Source organism: Trinickia caryophylli (assembly GCF_034424545.1).
Taxonomy (GTDB): domain Bacteria; phylum Pseudomonadota; class Gammaproteobacteria; order Burkholderiales; family Burkholderiaceae; genus Trinickia; species Trinickia caryophylli.
In genome coordinates, this window is sequence record NZ_CP139971.1 from 1,911,370 (window position 1) to 1,936,897 (window position 25,528).

At 64.2% G+C, this 25,528-nt stretch carries 22 protein-coding genes and 2 pseudogenes; 20 read left to right on the plus strand and 4 right to left on the minus strand.

The genetic code is table 11. The features are described 5' to 3' along the window. The first annotated feature begins 10 nt into the window (after positions 1–10). The 10 genes and pseudogenes from modA to U0034_RS27695 all read left to right on the plus strand — a co-directional run bounded on the left by modA (position 11) and on the right by U0034_RS27695 (position 8,075). Positions 11–763, plus strand: a complete 753-nt coding sequence (gene modA, locus U0034_RS27650) for a molybdate ABC transporter substrate-binding protein (RefSeq protein WP_085227515.1) — start codon at positions 11–13, stop codon at positions 761–763. A 21-nt stretch (positions 764–784) separates the two neighbouring features. Next, positions 785–1,552: a sulfate/molybdate ABC transporter ATP-binding protein gene (locus tag U0034_RS27655; RefSeq protein ID WP_085227514.1), complete on the plus strand. Its 768-nt coding sequence runs from the start codon at positions 785–787 to the stop codon at positions 1,550–1,552. A gap of 12 nt (positions 1,553–1,564) precedes the next feature. Beyond that, positions 1,565–2,380, plus strand: coding sequence for a TOBE domain-containing protein (locus U0034_RS27660; RefSeq protein WP_085227513.1), 816 nt, complete (start codon positions 1,565–1,567; stop codon positions 2,378–2,380). Positions 2,381–2,645: 265 nt separating this feature from the next. Continuing rightward, a pseudogene (locus U0034_RS27665) lies at positions 2,646–2,827 on the plus strand (cysteine synthase B); the annotation flags it as partial. A 67-nt stretch (positions 2,828–2,894) separates the two neighbouring features. Further along, positions 2,895–3,116, plus strand: a pseudogene (locus U0034_RS27670) (ATP-binding protein); the annotation flags it as partial. A 628-nt stretch (positions 3,117–3,744) separates the two neighbouring features. Further along, positions 3,745–4,656: a hypothetical protein gene (locus tag U0034_RS27675; RefSeq protein ID WP_085227512.1), complete on the plus strand. Its 912-nt coding sequence runs from the start codon at positions 3,745–3,747 to the stop codon at positions 4,654–4,656. A gap of 10 nt (positions 4,657–4,666) precedes the next feature. Further along, positions 4,667–5,281: a nucleotidyl cyclase domain-containing protein gene (locus U0034_RS27680; protein WP_085227511.1), complete on the plus strand. Its 615-nt coding sequence runs from the start codon at positions 4,667–4,669 to the stop codon at positions 5,279–5,281. A gap of 40 nt (positions 5,282–5,321) precedes the next feature. Further along, entirely contained in the window at positions 5,322–6,653 is a 1,332-nt protein-coding gene (locus U0034_RS27685; RefSeq protein ID WP_085227510.1) for a chorismate-binding protein, read from the plus strand. Beyond that, positions 6,613–7,230, plus strand: coding sequence for an SGNH/GDSL hydrolase family protein (locus U0034_RS27690; RefSeq protein ID WP_139831156.1), 618 nt, complete (start codon positions 6,613–6,615; stop codon positions 7,228–7,230). The genes U0034_RS27685 and U0034_RS27690 overlap by 41 nt, the downstream gene beginning before the upstream one ends. 125 nt (positions 7,231–7,355) lie before the next feature. Beyond that, complete coding sequence (locus U0034_RS27695) at positions 7,356–8,075, plus strand: iron-containing redox enzyme family protein (protein ID WP_085227508.1); 720 nt, start codon at positions 7,356–7,358, stop codon at positions 8,073–8,075. Here the strand turns inward: U0034_RS27695 and U0034_RS27700 are convergent. From U0034_RS27700 to U0034_RS27715, 4 genes are all read right to left on the minus strand, one after another. Further along, positions 8,063–8,746 (minus strand): GNAT family N-acetyltransferase, encoded by a 684-nt coding sequence (locus U0034_RS27700; protein WP_102623039.1) that lies wholly within the window; start codon positions 8,744–8,746, stop codon positions 8,063–8,065. The genes U0034_RS27695 and U0034_RS27700 overlap by 13 nt on opposite strands. A 39-nt stretch (positions 8,747–8,785) precedes the next feature. Further along, positions 8,786–10,216, minus strand: coding sequence for a helix-turn-helix transcriptional regulator (locus U0034_RS27705; RefSeq protein ID WP_085227506.1), 1,431 nt, complete (start codon positions 10,214–10,216; stop codon positions 8,786–8,788). A 131-nt stretch (positions 10,217–10,347) separates the two neighbouring features. Continuing rightward, a complete protein-coding gene (locus U0034_RS27710) occupies positions 10,348–11,535 on the minus strand; it encodes a cytochrome P450 (RefSeq protein WP_139831155.1) in 1,188 nt (395 codons plus the stop codon). Positions 11,536–11,551: 16 nt separating this feature from the next. Then, positions 11,552–12,130, minus strand: a complete 579-nt coding sequence (locus U0034_RS27715; RefSeq protein ID WP_139831154.1) for a hypothetical protein — start codon at positions 12,128–12,130, stop codon at positions 11,552–11,554. 581 nt (positions 12,131–12,711) lie between these two features. Between U0034_RS27715 and U0034_RS27720 the strand changes: the two genes are divergently transcribed. From U0034_RS27720 to U0034_RS27765, 10 genes are all read left to right on the plus strand, one after another. Then, on the plus strand, positions 12,712–13,200 hold the full coding sequence (locus tag U0034_RS27720) for a lytic transglycosylase domain-containing protein (protein WP_085227503.1): 489 nt from the start codon (positions 12,712–12,714) through the stop codon (positions 13,198–13,200). Between the two features lie 2 nt (positions 13,201–13,202). Next, on the plus strand, positions 13,203–13,799 hold the full coding sequence (gene cysC, locus U0034_RS27725) for an adenylyl-sulfate kinase (protein ID WP_327197067.1): 597 nt from the start codon (positions 13,203–13,205) through the stop codon (positions 13,797–13,799). Positions 13,800–13,849: 50 nt separating this feature from the next. Then, entirely contained in the window at positions 13,850–15,226 is a 1,377-nt protein-coding gene (locus U0034_RS27730) for a DUF4915 domain-containing protein (protein ID WP_085227501.1), read from the plus strand. Positions 15,227–15,607: 381 nt separating this feature from the next. Next, positions 15,608–17,011, plus strand: coding sequence for a hypothetical protein (locus U0034_RS27735; RefSeq protein ID WP_102622919.1), 1,404 nt, complete (start codon positions 15,608–15,610; stop codon positions 17,009–17,011). A 25-nt stretch (positions 17,012–17,036) separates the two neighbouring features. Continuing rightward, entirely contained in the window at positions 17,037–19,643 is a 2,607-nt protein-coding gene (locus U0034_RS27740) for a flavin monoamine oxidase family protein (RefSeq protein WP_085227499.1), read from the plus strand. A gap of 282 nt (positions 19,644–19,925) precedes the next feature. After that, the gene (locus U0034_RS27745; protein ID WP_085227498.1) at positions 19,926–20,816 is read left to right on the plus strand and encodes a nitrilase family protein; all 891 of its coding nucleotides are present in this window, start codon (positions 19,926–19,928) and stop codon (positions 20,814–20,816) included. Positions 20,817–20,897: 81 nt separating this feature from the next. Next, positions 20,898–22,070 carry a substrate-binding protein gene (locus U0034_RS27750; RefSeq protein ID WP_085227497.1) on the plus strand — a complete coding sequence of 391 codons (1,173 nt, stop codon included), beginning with the start codon at positions 20,898–20,900 and terminating at the stop codon, positions 22,068–22,070. Between the two features lie 63 nt (positions 22,071–22,133). Then, complete coding sequence (locus U0034_RS27755; RefSeq protein ID WP_085227496.1) at positions 22,134–22,967, plus strand: branched-chain amino acid ABC transporter permease; 834 nt, start codon at positions 22,134–22,136, stop codon at positions 22,965–22,967. Beyond that, positions 22,960–24,810, plus strand: a complete 1,851-nt coding sequence (locus U0034_RS27760) for an ABC transporter permease subunit (RefSeq protein WP_085227495.1) — start codon at positions 22,960–22,962, stop codon at positions 24,808–24,810. Before U0034_RS27755 ends, U0034_RS27760 begins: the two co-directional genes overlap by 8 nt. Next, the gene (locus U0034_RS27765) at positions 24,807–25,514 is read left to right on the plus strand and encodes a branched-chain amino acid ABC transporter ATP-binding protein (protein WP_085227494.1); all 708 of its coding nucleotides are present in this window, start codon (positions 24,807–24,809) and stop codon (positions 25,512–25,514) included. Before U0034_RS27760 ends, U0034_RS27765 begins: the two co-directional genes overlap by 4 nt. The last annotated feature ends 14 nt before the right edge of the window (positions 25,515–25,528 follow it).

A 25,528-nucleotide genomic window follows, 5' to 3' on the forward strand; every position in this document is an offset into this window, starting at 1 on the left:
AGGTTACTTCGTGAAATCCACGCTCCGATCCTTTATCGGCCTGCTCTGCGTTCTCGCGCCGGTCATCGCGCTCGCGCAGCAATTGACGGTATCGGCCGCCGCCAGCATGACCGATGCGTTCAAGGATATCGCCACACGCTTCGAGGCCGCGCATCCCGGCGTGACCTTGCGCCTGAACTTCGGCGCGTCCGGCGTGCTGCTGCAGCAGATTCGTATGGGCGCGCCGGTCGACGTATTCGTCAGTGCAGACGAGGCGACCGTCACGCGCGGCGTCGACGCGGGCATCTTCGATCCGGCGACGAAACGGGTCGTGGCGTCGAACACGCTTGTGCTCGTCGTGCCGGCCGGCCAGGCATCGCCCGTGAAGAGGCTCGCCGCGCTCTCGGACCCAGCCGTCAAGCGGATCGCGATCGGCAAGGTCGCGACCGTGCCATGCGGCCTTTACACACAGCAGGCGCTCCAGCGCGCGAAGCTGTGGGGTTCGCTCGAACCGAGGATCGTCGAGTCCGATAGCGTGCGGCAAGTGCTCGACTACGTGGCGCGCGCCGAGGCCGACGCGGGCTTCGTCTATCGCACCGACGCAATGCTGATGCCGGACCGGGTCGTGGTCGTGCAGACGGTGGACGATCACGCTCCCGTGAGCTATCCGGCCGTCGCGGTCGGCGCGAGCCGCGAGGCGGCGCTCGCGAAGGCCTTTATCGCGTATCTGCTCAGCCCGCCCGCGCAGGAGATCCTGAAACGGTATGGCTTCGCGCATGCGTAAGATGCGAAAAGGAGCGCGCAGGTGATCGACGTCGATTTCTATGCGACCGTGTCGGAAGATGCGCGGCAATTCGCGCTCGCGATGCGCTTCGCGTCTGAAGCACGGGTGGTCGCGCTCTACGGGCCTTCCGGTGCGGGCAAGTCGCTGACGCTGCGGACGATAGCGGGGCTGCTCACGCCGCTGCGCGGACACGTGCGCATCAACGGGCGCACGCTGTTCGACGCCGCGCACGGGATCGACGTGCCGCCCGAGCGGCGCGGCATTGGCTGCCTGTTCCAGCATTACGCGCTGTTCCCGCATCTGTCGGTGCGCGAGAACGTCGCGTTCGGGCTCACGAGCTGGTATCGCCGTCGTCTGTCGAACGACGCGCGCAAGCGCGTCGAAGACTTGCTGGAGCGCTTCGGTCTCGAATCGCTGGCGCGCAGCCGCACGGACGGGTTGTCGGGCGGACAACGGCAGCGCGTCGCGCTCGCGCGTGCACTGGCATGCCGGCCCGATCTACTGTTGCTCGACGAGCCGTTCTCTGCGTTGGACCCTTCGTTGCGCAGCGACTTGCGCCGTTACCTGGACGAGGTGCTCCGCGAATGGCGCATTCCCGCCATGATGATCACGCACGATGTCGACGACGTAACGGCGCTTGCCGACGTCGCATTCGTGATCGAGCAGGGCCGCGCCATCCGCGAGGTCGACGTGCGGCACGGCGTCGCGACCACGCTCGCCTGCGTGCGTAGGGAGACGCCGCACGAACAGCGCGTACGCGAATTACTGCACGTGTGTGCAACCGACTGACGGAGCCGCCAGATGCGGGAGACAGGCGCGAGACACGACGACGCGACGTTGCTGAGCGGTGACCTGAAGCTGGCGGGTCGCCTCGACGAGCGGTTTTTCGCGCTGCTCGAGGCAATCGACAACACGGGTTCGATCAATCGCGCGGCGAGCGTGGCGGGATACAGCTATAAGGGTGCGTGGCTGGTGCTGGAGAGCGCCGCGAATCTTGCGAATGAGCCGTTGTTCACGACGGAGACGGGGGGCAGGGGCGGCGGCGGCACGCGCCTCACGTCGGCTGCGCACGACCTGCTGTCGGCATGGCGGGAACTGCAGGCTCATACGCGGCGGTTCCTGCGCGAACAGGAAGCATGGCTCGTTCAATTGCCGGCGCTGTCCGGCCTACTACGGAGAATCGCTGTGAAAACCACCGCTCGCAACCAATTCGCAGGAACCATCACCGCCGTCGAGGACGGACCCGTCACGACCCAGGTATCGATAAAGATACCCTGCGATCAGGAGATCACGGCAACGATGACGACCGCCGCGGCGAAGCGGCTCAAGCTCGCCGTGGGACAGGACGCGATCGCGCTGGTCAAGTCGTCGCACGTCGTGCTGGTGATCGATTTCGCCGGCTATGCGCTCTCCGCGCGCAACCAGTTCAGCGGGACGATATCGCGAATCGAGCGGGGCGCGACGACGTCGCTCGTCGTAGTGACGCTTGCAGGTGGCGTGAACCTGACGTCGAGCGTGACGAACGATGCGGTGGATGCGCTGTCGCTCGCTGTGGGTCAAGCGGCGACAGCCGTGTTCAAGGCTTATTCGGTCATGCTGGCGGTCGCTCAATCGTAATGAAACGCGGCCGTTCGATTGTCGCGTTTGTTTGATGTTCGACAGGCGGCTCCCGGGCCGCATGTCCGCTCGCCTTGGCTTGCGTTGGCACATCGCTTGCCCCGACTGTTTTTATTGGGACGAACCGAAACGCAGCGTGTACAAGTCCCTCGACGACCTCATCGGCAATACGCCCCTCGTGCGGCTGCAGCGCCTCCCGGGTGACACGGACAACGTGGTGCCGGCGAAGGAACGATGCTCGATCAGTTCGCCAATCCCGACAACCGACCGGATCGAATACGTCGGCCAGGCCGAAGCGGAGTCCATGACACGCAGGCTGGCAGCGGAAGAGGGCATCTTTGCCGGGATATCGTCAGGGGGGCGATGGCCGTCGCGTTGCGGCTTGCTCGCGAACTCCACGAGGCGGTCATTGTTGCGATCGCCTGCGTCGGCACCTTGAGGGGGTAACGACACCTGATCGGCTCACCGTCCCCAACAAGAAGAAATAAAGTAGAAAAACCCTCAATTCCATATAATCACCGCTAACCAACCGTTCTCGGTCTGGATTGAAATATTTCCCGACCCCGATATGGCCGTCGTCGGGACCGACCGGCTCGTACATCACTCGACGATATTCGAAATGAATGTCGAGAGCTATCGCCGCCGCACGGCCAGCGATATACAAATCCGTCGATACCGGAAATCATCCAGCGACAATCACAAAGAAGAGCGGCCATTGTGGCGGAATAACCGCTGATAATCATCCCAGTCGACCGCTGGATGAAGCGACCGAACTAGGAGCTCACGAAAATTCATGCCACCGCGGAAACCATGCGCCTATTGTGCGATGACGTCGATATCGACATTTCTGTATAAATTCTTGATGATTCAGATCAGCATCGCCCCCAAGCATGAAAACTCAGCAAGGCAGAGAATCAGCGGTGGAGCACCGGCACAAAAGACCGCAATATCAATGGTGGCGCGGTCCTGTGCGTTCCGGCCGCCGCTACATATCATCTGGCACTAACCGTAACCGTAAATATGCGGAGCTTCGGATATTTGCGAATTCCGACCGAGTCTCAATATATAAACTTCGCGAAGCTTGGCATGTCGAGTCGGAATCAGACACTGACAGAGTTGACAGTTATAAGGTGGCGGGCTCAGGCGTACTGTCGGTCATCAAGAAATAAACATTATGAGAGACAATCGCTTGTCAGTCGGCTGTGCTGCACCGGCGCGGCACAAACCGCGTAGACAAAATATCGAGAATACCGAGGTATTCAGCTCTTCCTGCAAACACCGGTTCGAAAACGTGATGCAGGTCGAGTCACGCTTTTCAATCGACGCATCTTCTTCAGCACCACTAGAAATATCGGGAGATCACAATGCTAGATGAGGCACGCCGTGCGGTCCAGCAGGTTATCGAATCGACTGCCCGATTTTGGGCGGGAGAGCGTGCGGTGGCGAGGAAGTTCTTTGGCGGTCCAGTTTCTTTCGCCGAGGCTCATCCGGATCACAGGTGGCTGACTTATCAAATCCATAAGGAGTGGTATGGAGGCGGCGTGTATGGGCCGGGCGAAACGACGGTGCGCAGCATCATCGAAGAGGCTTCGCGGGCCATCCTTCAGTCCGACCGGGCCGGCGAGTTTCACCGCATCGATCATGCCTGCTCCATGCTGCGTTTCGCGACCGATGAGCTCCGCCATTACTGCTTGCTCGGAAAGCTGTACGCTGAATTGACTGACAACCGTTCCTTCGATCTGGATGCGGCAGGGCAGTTGCTCGAAGGGCAGCGTCTCGTCACGCTCCGGCAGGACAGTCGCGCCACGGTCCTCGGCAAGACCGCGGTCGTGCTGAGCGAAGGGGGCGGCCTGGGATTGTTCTTCGGCATTGCGGAGGTGTTGGGTGTGCAGCGCGAACGGAGTCCGGGCGAGGGGCACTTGCTGAGGGTAGTCCAACAGATCCTCGACGACGAAAAGGGGCACCTCGCCGGGAATTTCCGCCGTGCCGCTGCACAGCACAGCAGTGTCCACGAGTGGGCCCAAATCGGCGAGATACTCGCCGAAATTAGCAAGCAGAAGCTCCGCGAGCGCTGCCAGCAATTCGATATTCCACTCACCGACGACCTCTATTCCAGTGCGGTCGCGGGCACAAATGATTGGCCGGACTTCATTCGCAGCAGTCTCGGTTTTCTCTATGCGGCGCTCGATCTCCCGCACGGGAGCGGTGTCGCCGCGCCGCAGTTAACCCCCTGGCTTGCACCGACGTCTCAACCCCTGTCGAATCAACCCATATAGGTGGCACACTATGAGCAAAGCAAGATATTCGGAAATCTTTTCTTCGCCCGATCGCAAAAGTGAGCGCACATTCCTGGTCGCGGATCTGGTTGGGTCGAAGGACCTCGCGCGATCCGGCGTCTCGTACGACGACTTTTTGAAAAACGCGGTTCAATTCTTCGATATCTGCGACGATCATCTCGGCAACCACGGCGCGGAGCGGATCCGCCTCGACGGAGACGCCGTCAAGGCCGCGTTTGATCCCGACCAAGCTCATATGGCCGTGAAGGCCGCTATCGCGATCCACAAGGCGTCCAAGGGGCTCCCCCATCCGACGCTTGCGGCGGTCGGCATCGCGACGGGCTCGGTCGTCGACGTCGACGACGACTACGCGAGCATGGTCACGATCAGCGCCCGCCACCTAGCGCTGGCCGGTTCGCCGCTCAGCATCCTAATCTGCCTCAACACCGCGCAGCGGATCGGTGCGGGAAGCCATTTCGCGGCGGACGCGATCGGGGATCGTCAGGCGGTGCTGCTCCCGATCGCCTCGAAGCCGGTCGAGTACCACGAAGTCAAATGGGACAAAATCCGCTATGGATTGAAGTCCAAGGCGGTCACGCAGGGCTTGTCGTTGTTGTCCAGGTGACCCTGGAGTTTGCGTCGACGGTCCACGCGAGGGGGGACACATGAACAGGCTGGCCGACGATGGAGGGGATGCACGCATCCCCGCTGCCGAATTGATCGCCGATCTCAGGCTGGCCGACTCTCGTTTGTCTCTCTTCGCGTTCGGCACGCGGCGTTCGGTTCGACTGATGATCGGCGTGCGCTCGATGCTGTCGGTGTGCGGTCGGATCTGTTCGCGCAGCGGGACGGGACGTTGGAAACAGTGGGAGACCACGCGCCCGTGGCACGCGGTGGCACGATTTCTGGAGGATAGCGCGGGCCATTTTGTCGGCGGTTACCTCGGTTTCGATTTGCATGCCGCCTCCACCGGCAAGAACGTGTTCGCACCCTATGCGTCGACCCGGCTCTTCGTGCCGGAGGTTGTACTCGACGTTCGCTCCGCCTCGATCGTGGCGCTCACTTCCGAAGGGGGTGAAGGGCTCGCTGTGGGGGACGCGCCGTTCGTGCGGGAACTCGCGCCGCTTCGCGCGCAGCGTATTCCGCTCTGCAGCCCGGCTCCGGATGAGCGGCGCGACTTTGTCGGTAAGGTGAACGAAGTATTGCGGTGGATCCGACGTGAATCCGGCAGGCGTTGCACGATCGCGCGCCGCGTGACGCTTCCCGGCGACATCGATTTTCCGCGGGTCTTCGCAGCGAGCACCGATACCGGGGCGACATCGCGTTCGTTCTTCGCCTCTCATGAAGATTTCGAATTCGCGGGCACGAGCCCAGAACTGCTCGTTGACGGAACGCTTCAGCGCTTCTCGACCTATAAGCTTTCCGGCACTTACCCGCGGTCCGAAGACGGCCGGACGGACCGGACGTTCGAACGTAGCTTCATGAACGACGCGAAGATCGAAGAGGAGCATCGATTGTCGGCCGGCGCGATGTGCGATGCGCTGGCTGGGCTCGGGGAGGTGAGTCTTCTGCGCAAGGAGGTGATCAATCTGCCGAGGCTCAGGCACATGCAAAGCGTGTTTGAGACTCGCTGCGGCGTGGGCGTCGGCATTTCGGACGTGCTTCGGGAGGTCTTGCCGGTCGGCACCGATCCGGCGCGAGAAGGGCTGCACCTGCTGCTGAATCTCGAAGGGATGGCCCGTGGAGCTTACTACGGGCTCGTTGGTCTCATCGACGCGCACGGAAAGATGGAATTCTCACAGACGCTGCGGACAGCGTTTCGTCACGGTGATCTGAATTTCGCCTGGGTCGGCGCGGCCGTCACCGCTGGCTCTGATCCCGAGACGGAGCTGAACGAGACCTGTATCAAGTTGAATTCGATGGAGCTCGTTGCCGCATTCGCGAGGAGAAACAACGATGGCATCAGTGCTGTTCATTGGCGGAAGCATTATCAGTGATGGCGGGATTGTCGACGTGACGAGGCAAAGGCTGGGCACTAACGACGCAGCATCGGAGGTCGAGGAACAGACGTTCCGGCGAGCGACGCTTGAACAGCATTGGAATCGCCTCGCGACGCAGCGCGCGCTGCGTCGGCGCAAGTGGGACGCTGTCGTGCTTCAGGAGCAAGGCACACAGCCGCTCACGAATCCAGAGTCGATGGCGAAGGCGATCGCTCTTTGGGTTCTTCAGATTCGCTCGGCCGGCGCGGAGCCGGTGCTTTTCCTGCCTTGGCGCCGCCGCGAGCATCTGGACGACGACGACGCATGGGGGCGTATTCGCAGCCTGCATTATGCTGCCGCGCGAGAGTGGAATATCCGGCCCGCCGCTGTCGGCGACGTGTGGACGGCTTTCCGGCGCTCGCATCCGGATATCGCGTTGACGGCCGAAGGGGGCAACCATGTCAACGAGACGGGCGCGGTGCTTTCAGCATCCGTTATTGTTGCGACGATCGTCGACTGGCCTGATCCGGGTGGACGTCTGCGGCAACTGATCCAAGAGGGGGGACTTGCGGACTTTCCGTTCGACGCGTCGTGAGCGCTGTCCGTGCATGCCTTCTCGTCCGTGCGCTTCCGCCGGATCGCGCAAAGCGGGACTGGCGAGAAATCGGCGCCGCGTAAAAAGGTCACTTTTTTTATTTCTTGCTTGGAGGAATAAAAGCCATGCTCCCCTTAAACGAAATATCGCGAAACCTGGAGGCGATCAGGAACGTCTACGCACTCCACGATCATCCGTTTGCCAAAAAATTCGAGTTGGGAGAGTTCTCTCCCGACGAGGTACGGTGTTTCACGATGCGGATTATGCCCGCATCGAATCGATTCGACACATCGTTTTTGCGAATGGTGTCGATGATTCCTGACTACCGCGACCGGATCGTGCTATTGCGCAACAGTTTCACCGAGCACGGCGATCTCGATCCGGATAAAGCCCACGTCAATGTCTTGGCGCGGTTCCTCCATGCGATCGACTGCCCCGAAGTTTCCATCCACGTCGAGGATTTCAGCTGCACGATCGGCGAGCTGTCCGTCAAACGGTTTACTGTCGAGCTCGATGAGCCTGTCGTCGGCCCTTTGGCGCGGTTCCTTGCGTTCGAGACCGTCACGCCGCTGCTTTTCGCACGGTACTATCGCGGGTTGCCGAAGATCTTCCCGAAGCTCTCTGCGCGCGATATGGAGTACTTTCTCCTGCATATCGATGCCGATCCGACGCACGAGATCGAGCTTTTGGATGTCATCGGCCACCACGTTCACGGACCGGATGACCTGGTCGTGCTGACCAACAACTACGAGCTCATGCTCAGTCGCTTGAAGGGATTTCTGGACTACGAGCACGTGCATCTTCCGAAGATGGCCTCCCAGTATCTCGCTCGTTATAGGGGGTAGTCAGAATTCGGAAAAATCCCACGCCAAGGCGGATCATCTCCTTGGCGTGCGACCTCCCGGCAATCGGCTCGCTTACCGGATCCGTCGACCAGCCGATGCAGCCGCGGTACATCGGTCGCGCCCGGTTCGCGCGTAATCGCAAAGAGCAGTGCATCGGCGGCGAGCAGACCCTGATTCGGCCTCGGCTCCCAGTTCGTGAGCCGGCCTTCGAATGCGAAGCCGAGCCTCGTCAGCGTGCTGGCGGCCGCTCCCTCGGGCGCACAATAAGCATGGATGCGGCACAAGGCTGGTTGCGCCAGCAACCAGCGTATGAGCTTGAGCAGTGCCGCAAGGCTCGCACGCCGGCGCCGGTGCGCTTCGAGCCGGCTGATGATGACGCCGATCTCCGCGCGCGGTGGCTCGGGCCGCAGCGAGATCGCGGCGAGCAGTGTGCTTCCCGCCGCGTCCTCCAGTGCCCATGTGTAGCGGTATCCGTTGCGCCACTCGGCCTCGCATTGCGCAATGAACGCCCGCGTTTCGGCTACGTTCGCGTGGGTACGCATCGGCAACCATGCGGTCGCCTCGGCGTCGCCGAGCAAGACCGTGAAGAGCGTTTGCGCGTCACCCTCGCGAAACGGCCGCAGCCGCACCGCGTTCGTCTCGATCACGCGCGGCACCTCCAGGCGGTTCATGTCGGCGCCCCGATCGCCATTCGCTCGCAGGCGCACGCTTCAGCGCGCGAGTGTTTGCGAGGGCGCTTCGTTGAAGCGCTGCCGGTAGCCGTTGAGCAGTGTCGAGCGGTGCTGAACGCCCCAGCGGTTCGCAATGCGCAGCACGCTCGACGTATGCGTTTCATCCTCCATGAGATCGTTGCGGATGTGCTCCATGCGGCGGTTGCGGATCAACTGGCTCGGCGTATAGCCGAGGTTCGCCTTGAACGCGGCCTGCAATGCGCGCTCGGTCACACCGATATGGCTGGCTACCTCGCGCACCGACAGGTCCGGCCGCTCGAGATGCTCGACGAGGTAGCGATAGGCGCGCCGGTATTTTCCGGGTAGCCGAGCGCTGATGTCGTCGGTGGCGGGCTGCGTGCGCTCGGCGGCAACGGTGGGCACCGTGGCGCTGTCTGCGCGCACATGGCGCAGCGACTGCAACGCATAGCGCGCGTAGAGCTGCGCGTAATCCTGCAGGCGTCCTTGCTGCTGGCGCAGTTTCGATTGGCAGTAAAGCAGCTCGTTGTACCAGTGTGCGTGCTGGCTGCCCTGGAGCGGCCGTTCGCCGAAGACATGCAACATCGTTTCGGCGACGTGCGTCAGGCGTCCCGCGAGCGCGGCCAGCGCTACTTCGATGCGTTGCTCGCGGTGGTATTCCGCAAGCCCGGCGCCCTGGCTCCAGCGCAGGTGTGTCTCGATCTGGGTGAGCGCGGATTCGCCACCGCGCGCGAGCGCCTGGAGGTGGCTCAGATAGTCGGAGTGGCGCGACAGCACGCCAATTGGAGGCATTTCTTCCGGCTGCTGCGCGGGAAACACCTCTTCGAATGCCTTGGAGCGCGCTTCGAGCGTTGCCGAATGCCAATAGATGTGGTCCGCCAACTGTGAGCACGAACGCAACTGGTATTGATCGACGACGTCGCGAATCAGCACGTGCGCGACGCACGCCCAGCGCGCGTCTTGCGCTTGCGCCACACGTTCGCGCAGCGCGCCGAGCAATGCGTGCACGCCGTCGAGCCGGCCGAGGCGGAACAGCACGAGTACGGAGCCCACGAGGCTTTCGAGCCGCTGCCCCTCGCTTGCATCCTCGTCTTCGACTACGCGCTGAAAGCACTTGAGAGCGGTCCCAAGATGGTTCTGAAACAGTGCCTGCCACCCGGCATTGCGCGACAGCGCCGCGCGGGTCGTCCGATGTTCGCCGCGGATGGCCTTCTGCGCACGCCGGTAGGCATCTTCCGCTTCCTCGTATTGCCCGAGCACGAGCAGTACATCGGCATAGGTCTGCAGGCTCGCGTAGTCCGGCGCGATGCCGGGTTGGGCCGGTTCGGCGCGCGCGGCGGCGGCGGCCGATGCATCGCGGAACTGGCCGTTGAGCATCATGGTGAACAGCGATGATTCGGGGCGGACCGAGGCAAGGGTCGAAGCCACGGCGAAATAGATCGATGAGGACATGAGGCGCTCCGGTGAATGAGGACATGAACGTGTTGTTGAACGCATGGTGGCACTCGGGAATTGCGCCGGCCGGCGTTTGTGACGTTCTGTTACTTTCGGGTCCTCGCGCCCGTTTTCTCGATGGATGCCGCTCAGCGCCGGGTGTCGTCGCGCACCCGGAGCGAGCGGTAGCCGCGGAAAGCGCCCTCCTGCAAACGCGGATTCGTACCCGGATCGAGCACGAGGCCGGGCATGCGCGTGAGCAGCGTTTCGAATACGACGGCCAGCTCCATGCGCGCGAGTGCGGCGCCGATGCAGCCGTGCGAGCCTGCGCCGAATACGAGGCCGCCAGGCGGGCGATCGACACGCACGTCGGTCGGATCGCAAAACGCAGTCGGGTCGCGATTCGCCGCCGCGGCGACTACGGCGACGGCCTCGCCCTTCGCCACGCGGAGCCCATCGAATTCGACGTCGGCGCGTGCGAAGCGAATCATCACGTGCACAGCCGGCTCGATGCGCATCAATTCGCGGATCGCAAGCGGGGCCCCCTGCGGCTCGCGCACGAGTCCATGCCAAAGGTCCCGCCGTGCGAGCGCCTGCGCGAGCGTATTGCCGATCGACAGCATCGTCGTGCCGTAGCCCGCAATGAACATCAGCAGCACGTTCGCCAGCAACTGGCGTCGTGTGAGTGCGGCATCGGCGGCCGTGCCGACGTGCAGCAGGGCGCGTACGCCGTCGAGATGCGGCTCGAGCTCTTCCATGAAGCGCACTGTCTGCGCGACGGCCTTCGCACGTTCGGCCGGCGTAAGCGGCGCCGCGCTGATCAGCCGGACTGCGGCCATCGACTGCGCCTGCAAGCGGGGTGCGTGTGCGGGATCGATGCCGAGCAGACGGCAAGCCGTGAGGGCGGGCAAGCGCTTCGCGATGTGCTCGACGATATCGAAGCATCGCGTATCGGGAATCTGCGCAAGCAGATCGTCTAGATCGGCTTCGATGCAGGCACGCAGCGCCGCGAGGCGCGGCTTCGCAAAGAGCGGCGCGAACGTCTTGCGCATGCGCTCGTGCATCGCGTCGCCGGAAAAAAGCATCGTGTCGAGCAAGCCCGCCTCGTCGCTCATCAGGCCCTGCTCGAACAGCGGGGAGCGCGTCGTCAGGTCCGGATGATCGAGCACGGCGCAGGCCAGCCGGAACCGGCCGACCATCCACGCCCCACCGATATCCCGGTACGCCCCGGCGCCGGCCGACATCTCGCCGTAAAACGCGTCGCGATCGTCGGCCGGATCAGTAAGCAGTTCGAAGAGCGTCTTGCGTGCAACGACATGAGTGCATGGCGGTGTCATGATCACATCGTGCTCCTCAACGGCGTGTCAGCGAGACCATGGATTCGCCCCATTTCTGGAAGATCTGCGCAATCGACTGGACGACGTTGATGAATGTCTCCGCGATCATTGCCGCGATGCCGAATCCGCCTTGCATCATGTTTTGCCAGGGCCTGAACTGCGATGTCCACGGATTATTGGCCGGGTTCATGCCGGGCGGGCGAGGCCGGCCCGTACCGGTCATGCCCGGGATGCCCGGTGTCGGATCGGGCTGGAACTGCGAATCGTGCCAGCCGGAGTGCGATGACTCGGACACGGGCGGCTCGGTGAACACCGGCGAACTCGTGCGCGAGTGCCAGTCCCCCCAGTCCCCATCATGCGACGATGGGATGGGGCGGGGCGAGAAGCGGGTTTGCCGTCCGCTCACGCCAGGCATGGCGTCACCGTCGAGCAACGGGATATAGCCGTCGCCGTTATCCGACATGGGCCGGGGCGGGTGCACGGGGGTGGGCGCGTGCAGTGGCAGCGCGTGCGAGGGGGCGGGCTGAACATGCGGGCGTCCGGGCGGCGGCGAGACCGAGCGCAACGTCGACACAGGAGAAATCACGCGGGGCATTGGCTGCTCGCGCTGACTCGCGACCCAGGCGTGTGTGGCGCTTGTCGACGGTTCCTGATTGCCTCCGTTCTGCCTTGACCAGCGCGATTGCATGGGGGATCTCGGTCTCAAGTCGGCGAATTGCCGACTGTCCATCCGCGACGACTCGAGGGGCGGCGGCTCGGCCCGATTGGCGCCGCCATGCGAATCCGAGCCGTGCTCCGATTCTACGTAGGCTCTTACGTCGTGTTCTTCCGTTCTCATCGGGATGTTCTCCAGAAGGGGCGAGCAGTCGGCCAGTTGGCGCCAGCCCAAAGATGCACCTTTTATATCGGGCCGCGCGCGCCGTGCCCCGGCGAGTGCGAAGCAGCCTGCGACGATGCGAAGTGCGTACGCCGGGCGCCGACGCGCGCCGCTGCCGTACCGAAGGGGGCGGCGCCAATCCGAAGCGCCGCGCTCACTACCGCGTTTCGGGACTCGACGCGCCGCTGACACGCCGCTAACTTTCGCTTCGACGCGGAAGCGGCGCGACGCCAGGTTTGCCCTCCGCGGGGGCCCCGATCGGGCACTGACTGGCATCTCCGATTTCTTCGAGGTCGACCATGATCCTTCGTCATTCGACTGCGCCGCGGCGCCGCGGCCGCTGGGCGCCTTGTGCGGCGCTGTGCGTGTGGCTCGCCTGTGCAAGCACGGCGGCACAGGCCGACTGTTTCGAATCGGCCGCGGTGTATCACGGCGTCAACCCGCTGATCCTGCGGGCGATCGCGCACGTCGAATCGCGCGGCAATCCGCAGGCGATCCATCGCAACAAGAACGGCACGATGGATATCGGCGAATTGCAGATCAATTCGATTCATCTCCGGGAGCTCGCGGCCTTCGGCATCCGTGCAAAGGATCTGCTCGACGAATGCGTGAATGTGTACGTGGCCGCGTGGCACCTGAAAAAGCAGATGGCTGCCTATGGCAACACCTGGGATGCGGTGGGCGCCTACCATTCGCGCAGCCCGCGTCTGCGCGACGACTATGCGCGGCTTGTCAAGGCGACGCTCGTCAAGTGGGGCGTCGTTGTGGGCGAAGGAGGCGTGCAATGAGCGTGGCCGCAGCCGATACGCGCGACAGGCCGAGCCGTGTCGCCGTGCCCGGCCAGCGCCCGATCACCCTATGGCTCACCGGGTTGAGCGGCGCGGGCAAATCCACGCTCTCGCGCCAACTGCGCGCGGCGCTCGCGGCGCGCGGCATGATCGCCGCGACGCTCGATGGCGACGCGCTGCGTCGAGGGGTGAGCCGCGATCTCGGGTCCGAGCCGGAGGAGCGCACTGAAAACGTCAGGCGCGCGGCCGAGCTTGCTCGGCTGCTCAACGATCAGGGGCTTGTCGTCATCGCGGCGCTGAACACGCCGTACCGCCACGAACGCGCGCTCGCGCGATCGATCGTCGGCGCGTCACGATTTGTCGAGGTGTTCGTTAGCACGCCGCTCGCCGTGTGTGAAGCGCGCGATCCGAAAGGACTGTACCGGCGGGCGCGCGCCGGCGAAGTGTTGGGCCTGGCCGGCGTTGATTCGCCGTACGAACGCCCGACGTCGCCGGCCATGGCGGTCGATACCGGCGGCCGCACGCCCGAGCAGTGCGCCGACGAGCTGCTGCGCCGCCTGATGCCGATGATCGCCCGCCCACCGAAGCGGGGCCGCTGACGGAGCCGCTGACCGGGCGGCTGAACTTTTCTCCACACGCTGATTCCTCTATGACTCAACTGTTATTGAGCTTTTGCTATGCAAAACCGTCCGGACATGTGCTTGCGCGCTTCGATGCGCATTCAGATACCTTCGAATGGGTCGACCTCGGCGACGTCGCGGCCCAGGTCGTGGGCGCCACGGGGCTGTGTCGCGTCGATGAGAGCTACTACGCGGCGTTGCAGATTCGCGTGCCCGGCACGGTCGGCACGCTGCTCGCGGAGATCGATGCTTCGGCGCGCATCCGCCGCGTAGCACGCCTTGCCGCGGTGCTGGATGCGCATTCGCTGCTTGCGTGGGGCGACGAGCTGCTCGTCGTGAGCAGCGGCACCAATCAAGTGCTTGCCATCGACTGGCCACGCGACGGTGCGTTGCGCACACGCGTGTTCTTCGAAATAGATCCGGGCGCCGATACGCTGCACATGAATTCGCTGCAGGCATTCGGAGGACACGTCTATCTCTCGATGTTCGGCTGCAAGCCCGGCGCATCGTGGCGCGACGCCTGCGACGGACACATCCTCGATCTCACGGACGACGCTCGCATCGTACGGCGCGGCCTGCGCCACCCGCATTCGCTCTTCGTCGATCGCGGCACTTTGCTTTGCGTGACCTCGCGCGACGGCAGCCTCGTGCATGTCGCCGGCCAGCCGCGCGGCGCCGATCGGCCGCTCGACGGTTACGTGCGAGGTGCGGTGGCGCATGGGGGGCGGCTCTTCGTGGGCACCAGCATGGCGCGCACACAGAGCAAGAGCCGCGGTATGGCCCTGCCCGCTGCCGGTGCTCCGTGGAAGGGGGCGGCAGGGACGGGTTGCGGGCTGCACGTGATCGAAGGGGGACGGCAAGCATCGCGGTGGATCGATCTGAGCGCGTTCGGTGCCGAGCTGTACGACATCGTGCCCTGGGATGGCGAGCCCGTGAGCGGCGCGCGCGAAGAAGCGATGGTGAGCCGCCTGCGCGCAGTCAATGCCGAGTTCGGCGAGCTGATCGGGACGTTGTACCGCATGCGTACGCATCATGGCGCCGTTGCACGCATGTTGCGCGCGATGCTCGATGCGGGTACCGATCTGGGCTTCGCGCGCGAGACGCTCGCGGAGCTCGCCAACGACCCGCCCGCGCTGCCCGAGTGGAGCTATCTGCACGCGCGCTTGCTGCTGGCCGGCGGCAGCGACGCGAACCGCCGCGCGGCGCTGCCCTTCCTCATGAGCGCACTCGAAGGCGGTTACGACACTTTCGACGTGCTGAGCCGCCTCGCACGGATTTATGACGCGCTCGGCGATCACATCAACGCTGCCACGCACGCGCATCGCGCACTCGCCGCCGCCCCCGCGCAATTGGGCACACATGAGCGCGACACGTTGCGCGCGCTCTCGGCATGGCTCGACCGCTAAGCGCATAAAGCCGGGTCGCACGCATCGCTTCGTACTTCGGGTCGCGTGCGACCGCTTCGCGCAAGCAGGGTGTGCCGTCGCGACGAATCCTATTCTCGTATCCACAGCGGCGCCGTTGCGATGGCGCAGGCCAGACCCGAGGGCCGCGTCGATGCGGACTCGCATCGCACACGGCGCCCCGGCGGATATCACCGCTTGAATTTCCAACCCGAGATATCAGGGATACCTATGGATTCGCCTACGGTAACAAGTCACGACGCGGTCAACGAGTCGCATGAGGAAACCGCTTCCACGCGCGATGTCGCGACTCCGCCCCCGCTTGCGTCGACCTCGCTCGCGCAGCACACGGCGGCCCTCCCTTCCGCTCGTCCGAGAGCCGGCATGGAAGAGTCTGCCGGTACGCTGCGCCTGCGGCGCGCACCCGCACCGGAACACGCCGATCTCGAAGCGGCGCGCCCGGCACGCGAACAACGACTGCGCCGCCTCGCGCTGGAGCACCCCGGCACGACGGATGCGCACATCAACATCGCCTCGACGACGGCGCATGTGCTCTATGGCAGGAAAGCCGATCACGTGCCCGACGATGTATTGCACAGCCTGCTCGAACGCGCGCCGTTATATGAACGGCACGGCGTGGTCACCGAAAAGGCACTGCGCAGCTTCCTGCAGAAGTCGCGCGCGGAGATGATGGCGCCGCTCATCGGCCGCTCGGGCTACCTGGTTGCGCTGTCGGTCGTCGGCACGTATCTGGGCAAGCATGTCCCCTCTCCGGCCACCGGCTTGCCGATCGGCGCATCCGTCATGTTCACGACGACCAATACGAGCGGTGCGCGCGACGGCCTCGAAGGGCATTACATTCCGCAACTGGTGACGAGTGGGCTGCCCGCCTCGGTGCAGCGCCGCTACGACCGTTATGCACGCGAGGCGTTGCCTGAAGGCGTGCGCGCGGAATCCGAACGCCAGGTCGTGCGTGCGCTCGTCACGCTCGTGCCGGCATTGCACGCAATGCGCACGGGCCAGCCGATGGACCAGGCGCGCGTGGTGCTGAACGACGTCTATGCCGATGCTTTTACGTTCTTCGGTGCGGAGTCGCTCGACGATGGGCTGCAAGCGCTCGGAAAAGCGGTGAAAGATGCCGCGGGCAAAATGAAACGATCGGGTGACACGCTGCGCGAGCAGGGCATCGAGGCGCCGACGCATGGCGAACTGATCGCGCACCAGCCGCTCGAGCAGCTCGAACGCCGGCTCGTCAATCACAACAAGAGCCTGCTCGAATCGGGTGTCGACGCTGCGCGAGCGATGGGAAAAGGCATCAGCACGCTGTGGACCGAGCGGTTCGGGCGACTGCTCGGCGTACCGGCGCACGCGGGCTTCATCATCGCAACGGCGCTCGTGTTGACGTCCCATCTGATCGAGGAAGACCCGAAGAACGCGGCGCTGCCGGAAGGCAAGGTCACGCCTCGCTCGGCACTCGCGGTGCCCGGCGCGCTGATGATCATGGAGTTCTTCGCGACCGAGGCATTCGGCACGCTGCTCGGCATCTGCGACTCGTTGCTCTCGCGTACGCCGAGGCCGATCCGCGAGGAAGAAGATCCAGTGGGACGCATCGAGGTGGTCGAGGACGAAAGCGACCACGAACGCGGCGACGAACTGTCCAATCTGACGCCGCCTCGCATGTCCGGTGCGCTTCCCGCGGCCGAATCGTCGCCGCCGCTCGCGGAAGCCTCGCGTCAGCCGACACCGCGTGAATCGCCGCAGCACTCGCCGACGGGCGAGACCGCCTGATACAGCAGGATCAGCCACAAGAGGGTTGAAGCGCACGTCGCGCAACAGCGGCGTGCGCGCCCCGGGGCGGATGCCGTGGATCGCGGCGGCGGGGCAATCCTTCTGCGCGGTGGCGCCGCGCATTTCATCTCAACGCGTAGTCGCTTCACTCATTTTTTGTAAATCGAAAGGAAACATCGACATGGAATCGGTCAATACAAATCTCCCCTCCACCGGTGCGGAGCATGCCACGCTCGAACGTCCGGAATCTTCAGGCGCAGCGGCGGCACGCCGCCCCTCGAGCTCGACACTGCCGGAGGTAGAAGGCGCCACGCGCCGCAGCGCGATTCGCACGGAGGGCAGCCCGCGCGCGCCCACCGCGGATCTCTCCGAGGTGTCCAAGCGCGCGCGCGTCGACCACGCCGATAGTCACAGCGGCTGGCCCGAAAACCGTGTGGACACGGCTTTCAGCGGCCCGGCCGAGCGGGCCAAGAACGCGAAACGCTCAGGCCGCGCGCAATTGTCCACGCAGGGACGCGAACTCCCGCCGCTCACACCGCAAGCGCTTGGTCATTACTTCAAGGACGCGGTAGGCACTTGGCCCCCTCGCGAGCGCTCGAGCCTCGTGAGCGCGATGACGAACAACTTGAGAAAGCTTGCCGAGCTGAAGCAGGAGCCGGAGATCAAGCAGATGCGCCGGGAGCTGACGCTTCACTGGCACGCGTTGTCGGAAGCCGAAAAGAGTGATGTGCTCGAAGCCGCCGGGACGGCGAGCAAGGAGCTCGGCAAGAGCAAGATGTCGAAGCCCGCTGACAATGCGAACGTGCAGACGTGGCTCGAGCACACGGCGGCGCACATGCCGTCTGCCGATGTCCGGAGATTGGTCGACGCGACCAGCACGGATGCGCGTGCGAGCCTCGACGGGAACTTCAGGCTGGCAGGCACCGACGATACCCGCCGCGCCGAAGTCAAGCAGCAGTCGGCCGATATGCACATGACGCTGCCGCTCGACCATATGTACGATTACACGGGCTTCTATTGGGACAATAACCGCAAGATCGGGCACTTGCCGAAGGACGTCGCGCAAAACCTCAAGGTGTGCGTGATCGGTGCCGGCCCTGCCGGGATCATGGCGGCCGACTGCTTGAACCGCCTTGGCGTGAAGCCGACGGTACTGGAGGCGGCAGATCATATCGGCGGGCGCCTCGCGACACACCATCGTGTGCGCGAAGACGGCACCGAGAGCCCGACCGCGACCCATCCGGGCGGCATGCGCTTTCATACCACGCACGGCAACTTCTACTGGAGCTTCGCGGAGCACTACAAGCTTCCGCACATCGACTTCACGAATCCGGCCCAGGTGGGCGCGACGCTGCTGCTGACCGATCGTGTGCTCAGGATGGAGCCGGGCAAGGAGCCGGCCGATCCGGTTGCCAAGCAAGTCAAGGACGACTTCCTCAGGGCGAGCGAGTCGCTGCTCAAGCCGCTGCGCGAGGCGCGCGAAGCGGGCGATACGGCCAAGTTCCTCGAGCTGTCGGCCGCGGCGAAAAAGAAGTTCGACGGTTTGACGTTCAAGGAAGGGGTGGAGCTTCTGCTCGCGGAGAACGGTATCCACTGGGACGAGGAACACTGGAAGACGTTCGGTGCGGTCGGCATCGGCGTGGGCGGCTACAAAGGCTACTACAACACGGGCTTCCTCGAGGAAATGCGTTTCCTCGTGGATGGGCGCCTTGAAAATCACCAGTTGCTGGTGGACGGCGCCGACGAACCGCTCAAGCGCATGATCGCGGACAAGGAGGGCTTGCCGCCGGGAACCCCGTCGCTCGCGGAGCAAGGGGCGATCAAGTTGAGCTCGCCGGCCATGGATATCGAGAAGACCGCCGAGGGCAAGTTCAAGGTCACGTGGAAGGAAGACGGCAAGGAAACGAAGAGCGAGACGTACGACGAGGTGTTCTTCGGGGCGAGCCCGAAAATCGCCGTGGATATGGGCCTGACAAAGGCAGACCGTCCGGGCGGGCAACTGGTCACGCCGGAAATCGCCACCGCGCTCGAGAGCATCAACCTCGTCGGCGCGACGAAGATGACGATGACCGTACCCGCGGACGAATTCCACCCCGAGCAATTGCCGAAGAACCTTCAATCGACTGCCGAGTTCCAGCAGTTGTATTTGCATGCGCCCGCGAAAGAGGGCAACAGTGCGGTGATTTATCTGAGCTATACGCTTGGCGACAACGCGAAGAAGGTCGAGGGCAAGTCCAAGGAAGAGCAGATCCGGAACCTGCTCGATACGCTGCATACGGCCGCTGACCGGGATACCACGCCGCCCGAGGACAAGGCGCAGTTGCGCAACCTTGCCGCGCTGATCGATAAGCATTGGGAAGCCCGCAGCCATTACACGCACTGGACGGAAGAGCCGAACCATCAGGGCGCTTTCAAGATGGACGCGCCGGGCGATCTCGACAACACGCGCAAGTTGTGGAACAACACGCTCGCCGCAAAACCGGGAATACGCGTGGTTCACGAGAAGGCGACTTATGAAGGGGGCTTTGCGAGCGGCCCGTTCGCCGCGGTCGTCAATTCGGTGGCGGCGATGGTGGAAAGCCGAGGGGGTACGGTGGCGAAGAACTCGCCGCTGGGCCAGCGGATCCTTTAAGCGCAGTAAGGGCGGGCACGACGGCGAGCATCCGCCGTGCCCGCAGGGCGGCCTTGGCGCGCCTACGCCGAAAGCCGGCGTTTCCGGATTCGTGACGGCTTGATGAAGGAATCGCTTGACATGCTCAATTTGGCTTTTTACATTCGCTTCCACTGAGATGTCATGCTTGACGGCATCTCCGCGGCAGCGTTGCCGTGCCACATATGGAAGGCTATGAAGCCCCCGAACTTGCGTCGCAAGACGCCAGTCCGGGGGCTTTTTTGTTTGCGGGAGAACAAACCCATGCTGGAGTACGACTCCGCCAAAACGGACGCCGGCGCTTTCGTCGTCGCGTGCGTGCAGATGGAACCCCACGTCGGGGCAAGGCGGGACAATATTGCGCGGGCGGTCGCGCACATCGAGACGGCGGCGCGCGAAGGCGCATCGCTGATCGTCTTGCCCGAACTCGCCAACAGCGGCTACGTGTTCGAGGATCGCGCCGAAGCGCTGGCGCTTGCCGAAACGGTGCCCGATGGCGAGACGACCCGCGCTTTCGAGGCGCTCGCGCGGCGCCTGAATGTGCATATCGTAAGCGGCGTGGCCGAGCGCGAGGGCGCGCGCCTTTACAGTTCGGCGCTCTTCACGGGCCCCGACGGCTACATCGGCGCTTATCGCAAGCTGCACCTGTGGGACAACGAAAAGCGCTTTTTCGAGCCGGGAAACCTCGGCGTACCGGTGTTCGACACGCCGCTCGGGCGTATCTCCATCGCGATTTGCTACGACATCTGGTTTCCGGAGACTTTCCGGCTGGCGGTCATGCAGGGGGCCGATCTCGTGTGCGTGCCGACCAACTGGGTGCCGATGCCTTCGCAGCCCGGTGATCGCCCCGGCATGGCCACCACGCTGGCCATGGCCGCCGCGCATAGCAACGGCATCGCGATCGCCTGTGCCGACCGCGTGGGCATCGAGCGGGGCCAGCCGTTCATCGGGCAGAGCCTGATTGTCGGCGGCGATGGCTGGCCGATCGCGGGCCCGGCCAGTGCGGAACGCGAGGAAATCATCTACGGTTCGATAGACGTCGCCCGCACGCGCTCGGGGCGTACGCTGAACGCGCACAATCACGTGCTGCGCGACCGCCGCGCGGATGTCTACGACCCGATGCTGGGCACCGGCTGGTCGGTGCCGCCGCCGTAAGGGCGGCCCGGCCAGCCGTGCCCTGCATGTTGCCATGATCCATCGCTACCCTGAAACTCACCACAACTACGAGGAAGCACCATGAGGTCGTTGAACAAAACAATCGCAGCCGCTGTCGTCGCGGCAACGCTGGCCGCGTCCGGCGCCGGTATGGCGGCCTCGGCCGCCGAGCCGATCAAGATCGGCGTCGCGGTCGGTCTGTCCGGCGCCAACAGCGTCGTCGCGCCGGCCGTCGTGCAATCGTCGCAACTCGCGGTGTCGGAAATCAATGCGGCGGGCGGCATTCTCGGGCGCCCCGTCGAACTCGTGATCGCCGATGATGCGTCGGGTGCGGTGGGTGCGCAAAAGGCATACGACACGCTCGTTTTCCAGAAGAACGTCGACGCCATCATTTCGATGGAAACCAGTGCGGCACGCAACGCCGCACTGCCGATCGTCGCGCGCGGCAAGAAGCCGTTCATCTACACGTCGTTTTATGAAGGGCGCTCGTGCAGCCCGTGGATGTACGTGAACGGCTGGGTGCCGGAGCAGGTGGTTGCGCCCATCGTCGATTACTTCGACAAGGCCAAGGGCGCGAAGACCTTCTACCTGGTTGGCAACGACTACGCGTTCGGTCGCGGCATGCTCGACTTTACGAAGAAGTATGTCGAGGAGCATGGCGGCAAGGTGATCGGCGAGGAGTTTTTGCCGATCGACGGCACTGACTGGACCCCCGTGCTTTCGAAGATCCGTGCGGCAAAGCCCGATGCGCTGATCAGCGCGACGGCCGGGGGGGCGCCGAACGTCGCGCTCGCCAAGCAGCTCAAGAGCGCCGGGCTCACGCTGCCCTACGGCAACCTCGCAATCGATGAAGGGACGGCCAAGGGCATGGGCGATGTCGCCACTGGCGTCTTCATGACGGCGTCGTACCTCACCAGCATCGATTCGCCGCGCAACAAGCAGTTCATTTCGGCGCTCGACAAGAAGTTCGGCAAGGACGTGAAGACGCCGAACGAATTGTCGGAGCCGCAGTACGAAGCGTTCTTCCTCTACAAGGCCGCGGTGGAGAAGGCGGGGTCGACCGACTCGGCCAAGGTCGTGAAGGCGCTCGGCGAGGTGTCGTTCGACGGCCCGCGCGGGCCGGTGAAGATGGACAAGAGCCGGCACGTTCCGCTTGCGATGCGCCTCGGGCAGATCCAGCAGGACGGCTCGGTGAAGGTGTTGCAGACGTTCACGGACGTCGACCCCGGCATGCAGTGCCCCAAGTTGAAATAAGCGGCGATGCGCTCGCGCGCGCCTCGCCGGCGAAGGCGGGCCGCGCATGAACATGGAGAAGACATGGTACTGGCATTGGACATCTGTACCACGGCGGCGGTGCTGTTCATCGTGACCGTCGGGCTGATGGTGATTTTCGGCGTGATGAAAATCGTGAACTTCGCGCATGGCGCGCTGCTCACGCTGGGTGCGTATGCGAGCTTCGTCGTCACGCAACTGAAGCTCGATCCGTGGGTGGGTGTACCGCTCTCGATCGTGGTGGGCACGGTGGTGGGCATGCTCGTCGAATGGATCATCGTGCGGCCGCTCTATAAACGGCCGCTCGATGCGATTCTCGCAACCTGGGGCCTCGGCATTGTGATCGGCCAGATCATCGTGATGGTGTTTGGACGCGAAGTGCAGTTCGTGGAAACGTCGTTGAAGGGGGCGGTGTCGATCGCGGGTACCGAATACTCGGCCTACCGGCTCGTGCTGGTGCCGGTCGCCCTCGGTCTTTGCGCGGCGCTGACCTTGTTGCTCTCGGGCACGCGCTTTGGGGTGAAGACGCGTGCGGTCATCATGAACGAAGACCTTGCGCGAGGTCTCGGCATTCATTCGGGGCGCATCCGCTTTGTCACGTTCAGCCTCGGCGCCGCGCTCGGTTCGCTGGCCGGCACGCTGATCACGCCGCTGTCGAGCGTGGATCCGGACATGGGCGTCGCATGGATCGTCAGCGCATTCATGCTCGTCATGGTTTCGGGGCATTCGATGCTGAGCCTGCTTTTCACCTGCATCGTATTCGGTGCGTGTCAGGTGCTTGTCAGCACGTTCGTGAGCCCGGTGCTCGGCGGCCTGACGATCGCGGTCCTCGCGGCGCTGACGCTGCGTATTCGTCCGAAGGGGTTCGCTCATGGCTAAAGCCGACGTCTCGCTCGAACATCGCCACGCCGAATCGGCGCAGCAGGCCGCAGGTGCGCGGCGTCCACACGCATGGCGCGATCTCGCGGCTGTGGTCGGCCTTGCCGCCGCGCTGCTCGTCGTGGGCCCGTTCGTGTTCGGCTCGTATCTGTTGAACGTTCTGATTCAGGCCTTCTTTTTCTCGATCGTCGTCGTGACGGTCGACCTGCTGTGGGGCTACACCGGTTATCTGACCTTTGGTCAGTCGGCATTTTTCGGACTGGGCGCCTATGCCGCCGGTCTGATGTTCACCCACGGCGGCTTTTCGGCGCTCAATGCCGTGCTCGCAATCGCCGCGGCAATCGCTGCGACGGCGGTCGTGGCTGTCATACTCGGCTGGCTGTCGTTCTATCGCGGCGCTTCGCCGTTCTTCGCGACCGTCATGTCGCTCGTACTGCCCATCGTGTTGACCCAGGTGCTCCTCTCGGGCGGCGCATGGACCGGCTCGAGCTCGGGGCTGACCGGCTTCGAAACGTTCGATCTGTCGCTGGGCGCGTGGTATTGGATCTCGGGTGCGGCACTGCTGCTCGTGGCGATGTGCGCGTGGTTCTTCGTGCGCAGCGACGGAGGCCGGCTGCTCGCCGCAATCCGCGACAACGAGGCGCGCTGTTCGTACCTCGGCATCAATACGTCGTTCGCCAAAATCGCGCTGCTGATCGCGACGGCCGTGATCGCGGGGCTGGCCGGGTTCGGCTACGGCTCGTTCAGCGGCGTGGTGGCGCCCGAGCTCTCGGGCTTCCTGCTCGGCACGCAGCTCGTCATCTGGGTGGCGCTCGGTGGACGCGGCACGCTTTGGGGGCCGGTGATAGGCTCGCTCCTGATCAATGTCGCCACGGCCTATCTGAGCGGCAGCATGCCGTTCGCCTGGCAACTGATCCTCGGCGCGGCGTTCGTGCTCGTGATCGTACTGTTGCCGCAAGGGCTTGTGCCGCTGCTCGTCAAACCGCTGCGCCGCTTCATGGCGAGCGCACCCGCACAGCCTGTGCTCACGGAGCGGGCGCTGCGCGCACAAGACCCGACCGCGGCGGGCGAACTGGCGTTGCAAATGCGCGCGGTCGAACGGCATTTCGGCAGCCTCAAGGTCTTGCAGGGCATCGATCTGGAAGCGGCCGGCGGCGAGCTTGTCGGGTTGATCGGGCCCAACGGCGCGGGTAAGACAACCCTCATGCGGTGTATGAGCGACGGCGCCGAGCGCTCGTCCGGAAGCGTGGCGCTGGGCGGCGCGGATATCGGCCAATTGCCGCCCGAGCAGTGCGTGCGGCTGGGCCTCGGCCGGAAGTTTCAGAACGCGAACGTGTTCGAAACGCTCACGGTGGCTGAATGCCTGCGTATCGCCGGCACGATCGTCGAGCGCCCGTCGTTCGTCCGTTCGGCCAGGACGCTCGCGCTACCGCCCTACGCGCTGGAGGTGGTGCGCGCAACGCGCCTGGACCGTAAGCTTGGCGCCGTCGCGAAGGATCTCTCGCACGGCGAGCAGCAGGCGCTCGAGCTTGCCATGGTGCTCGCGCTCGAGCCGCGCATCGTGTTGCTGGACGAGCCGACCGCGGGGCTGACCAAGGTCGAGCGTACACAGATCGGCAATGTGCTTTCTGCGCTCGCTCACCGCTATGGGCTGTGCTGCCTGCTCGTCGAGCACGACCTCGACTTCGTGGCGGAGGTCGCGACACGCATCGTGGTGCTGCACCAGGGCAAGATCGTCATGCAAGGCAGCTTCGCGGAAGTCGTCGCATCGGAACTCGTCAAGACCATTTATTCGGGCAGCGCGCACGGCTCAGCCGCGGCGTTGTCGCAGGAGGCGCCATGAGCGAGATCGCGCTCGACGTGCGCGACGTCACGAGCGGCTACCGGGATGCCATCGTGCTGCGCGGTTTGACGATGAGCGTTGCCGCCGGCGAGGCGGTCGCGCTGGTCGGCAAGAACGGCATGGGCAAGACGACGCTGTTGAAGACCATCATGGGCTACCTGCCCAAGAAGGGCGGGTCGATTCACGCGCGCGGGGCGGATATCACGCGCTTGCCGCCGCACCGGATCTCGCGGGCCGGCATTGCCTACGCCGCTCAGGAGCAGGCCCTCTTTCACGACCTGAGCGTTCGCGACAACCTGCGGCTCGGGCTCGCGCGCGCCTCGACGTTCGACGAGCGCTTCGCCGAGATCGAACCGGTGTTTCCCGTGTTCAAGAGCCGCTTGCGGCAGTATGCCGGTACGCTCTCCGGCGGCGAACAGAAGATGTTGCTCGTGGCGCGCGCGCTGATGATGAGGCCATCGACGATCCTGCTCGACGAGATCACCGAAGGCTTGCAGCCCTCGGTGATCGATCGCCTGGCCGAGGCGTTGCTCTGGGAGCGCGAGCGTCATGGCACGACGCTGCTGCTGATCGAGCAGAACGTGCCGTTCGCGCTGAAGGTGGCCGACCGCTATGCGGTGCTCAAACAAGGTGCAATCATCGACGAGGGCGATGCCAAGGCGGCGTCGGCCGCCGTGTCGATCTTTTCGCATTTGCGCGTCTAGCCCGGGAGGAATAC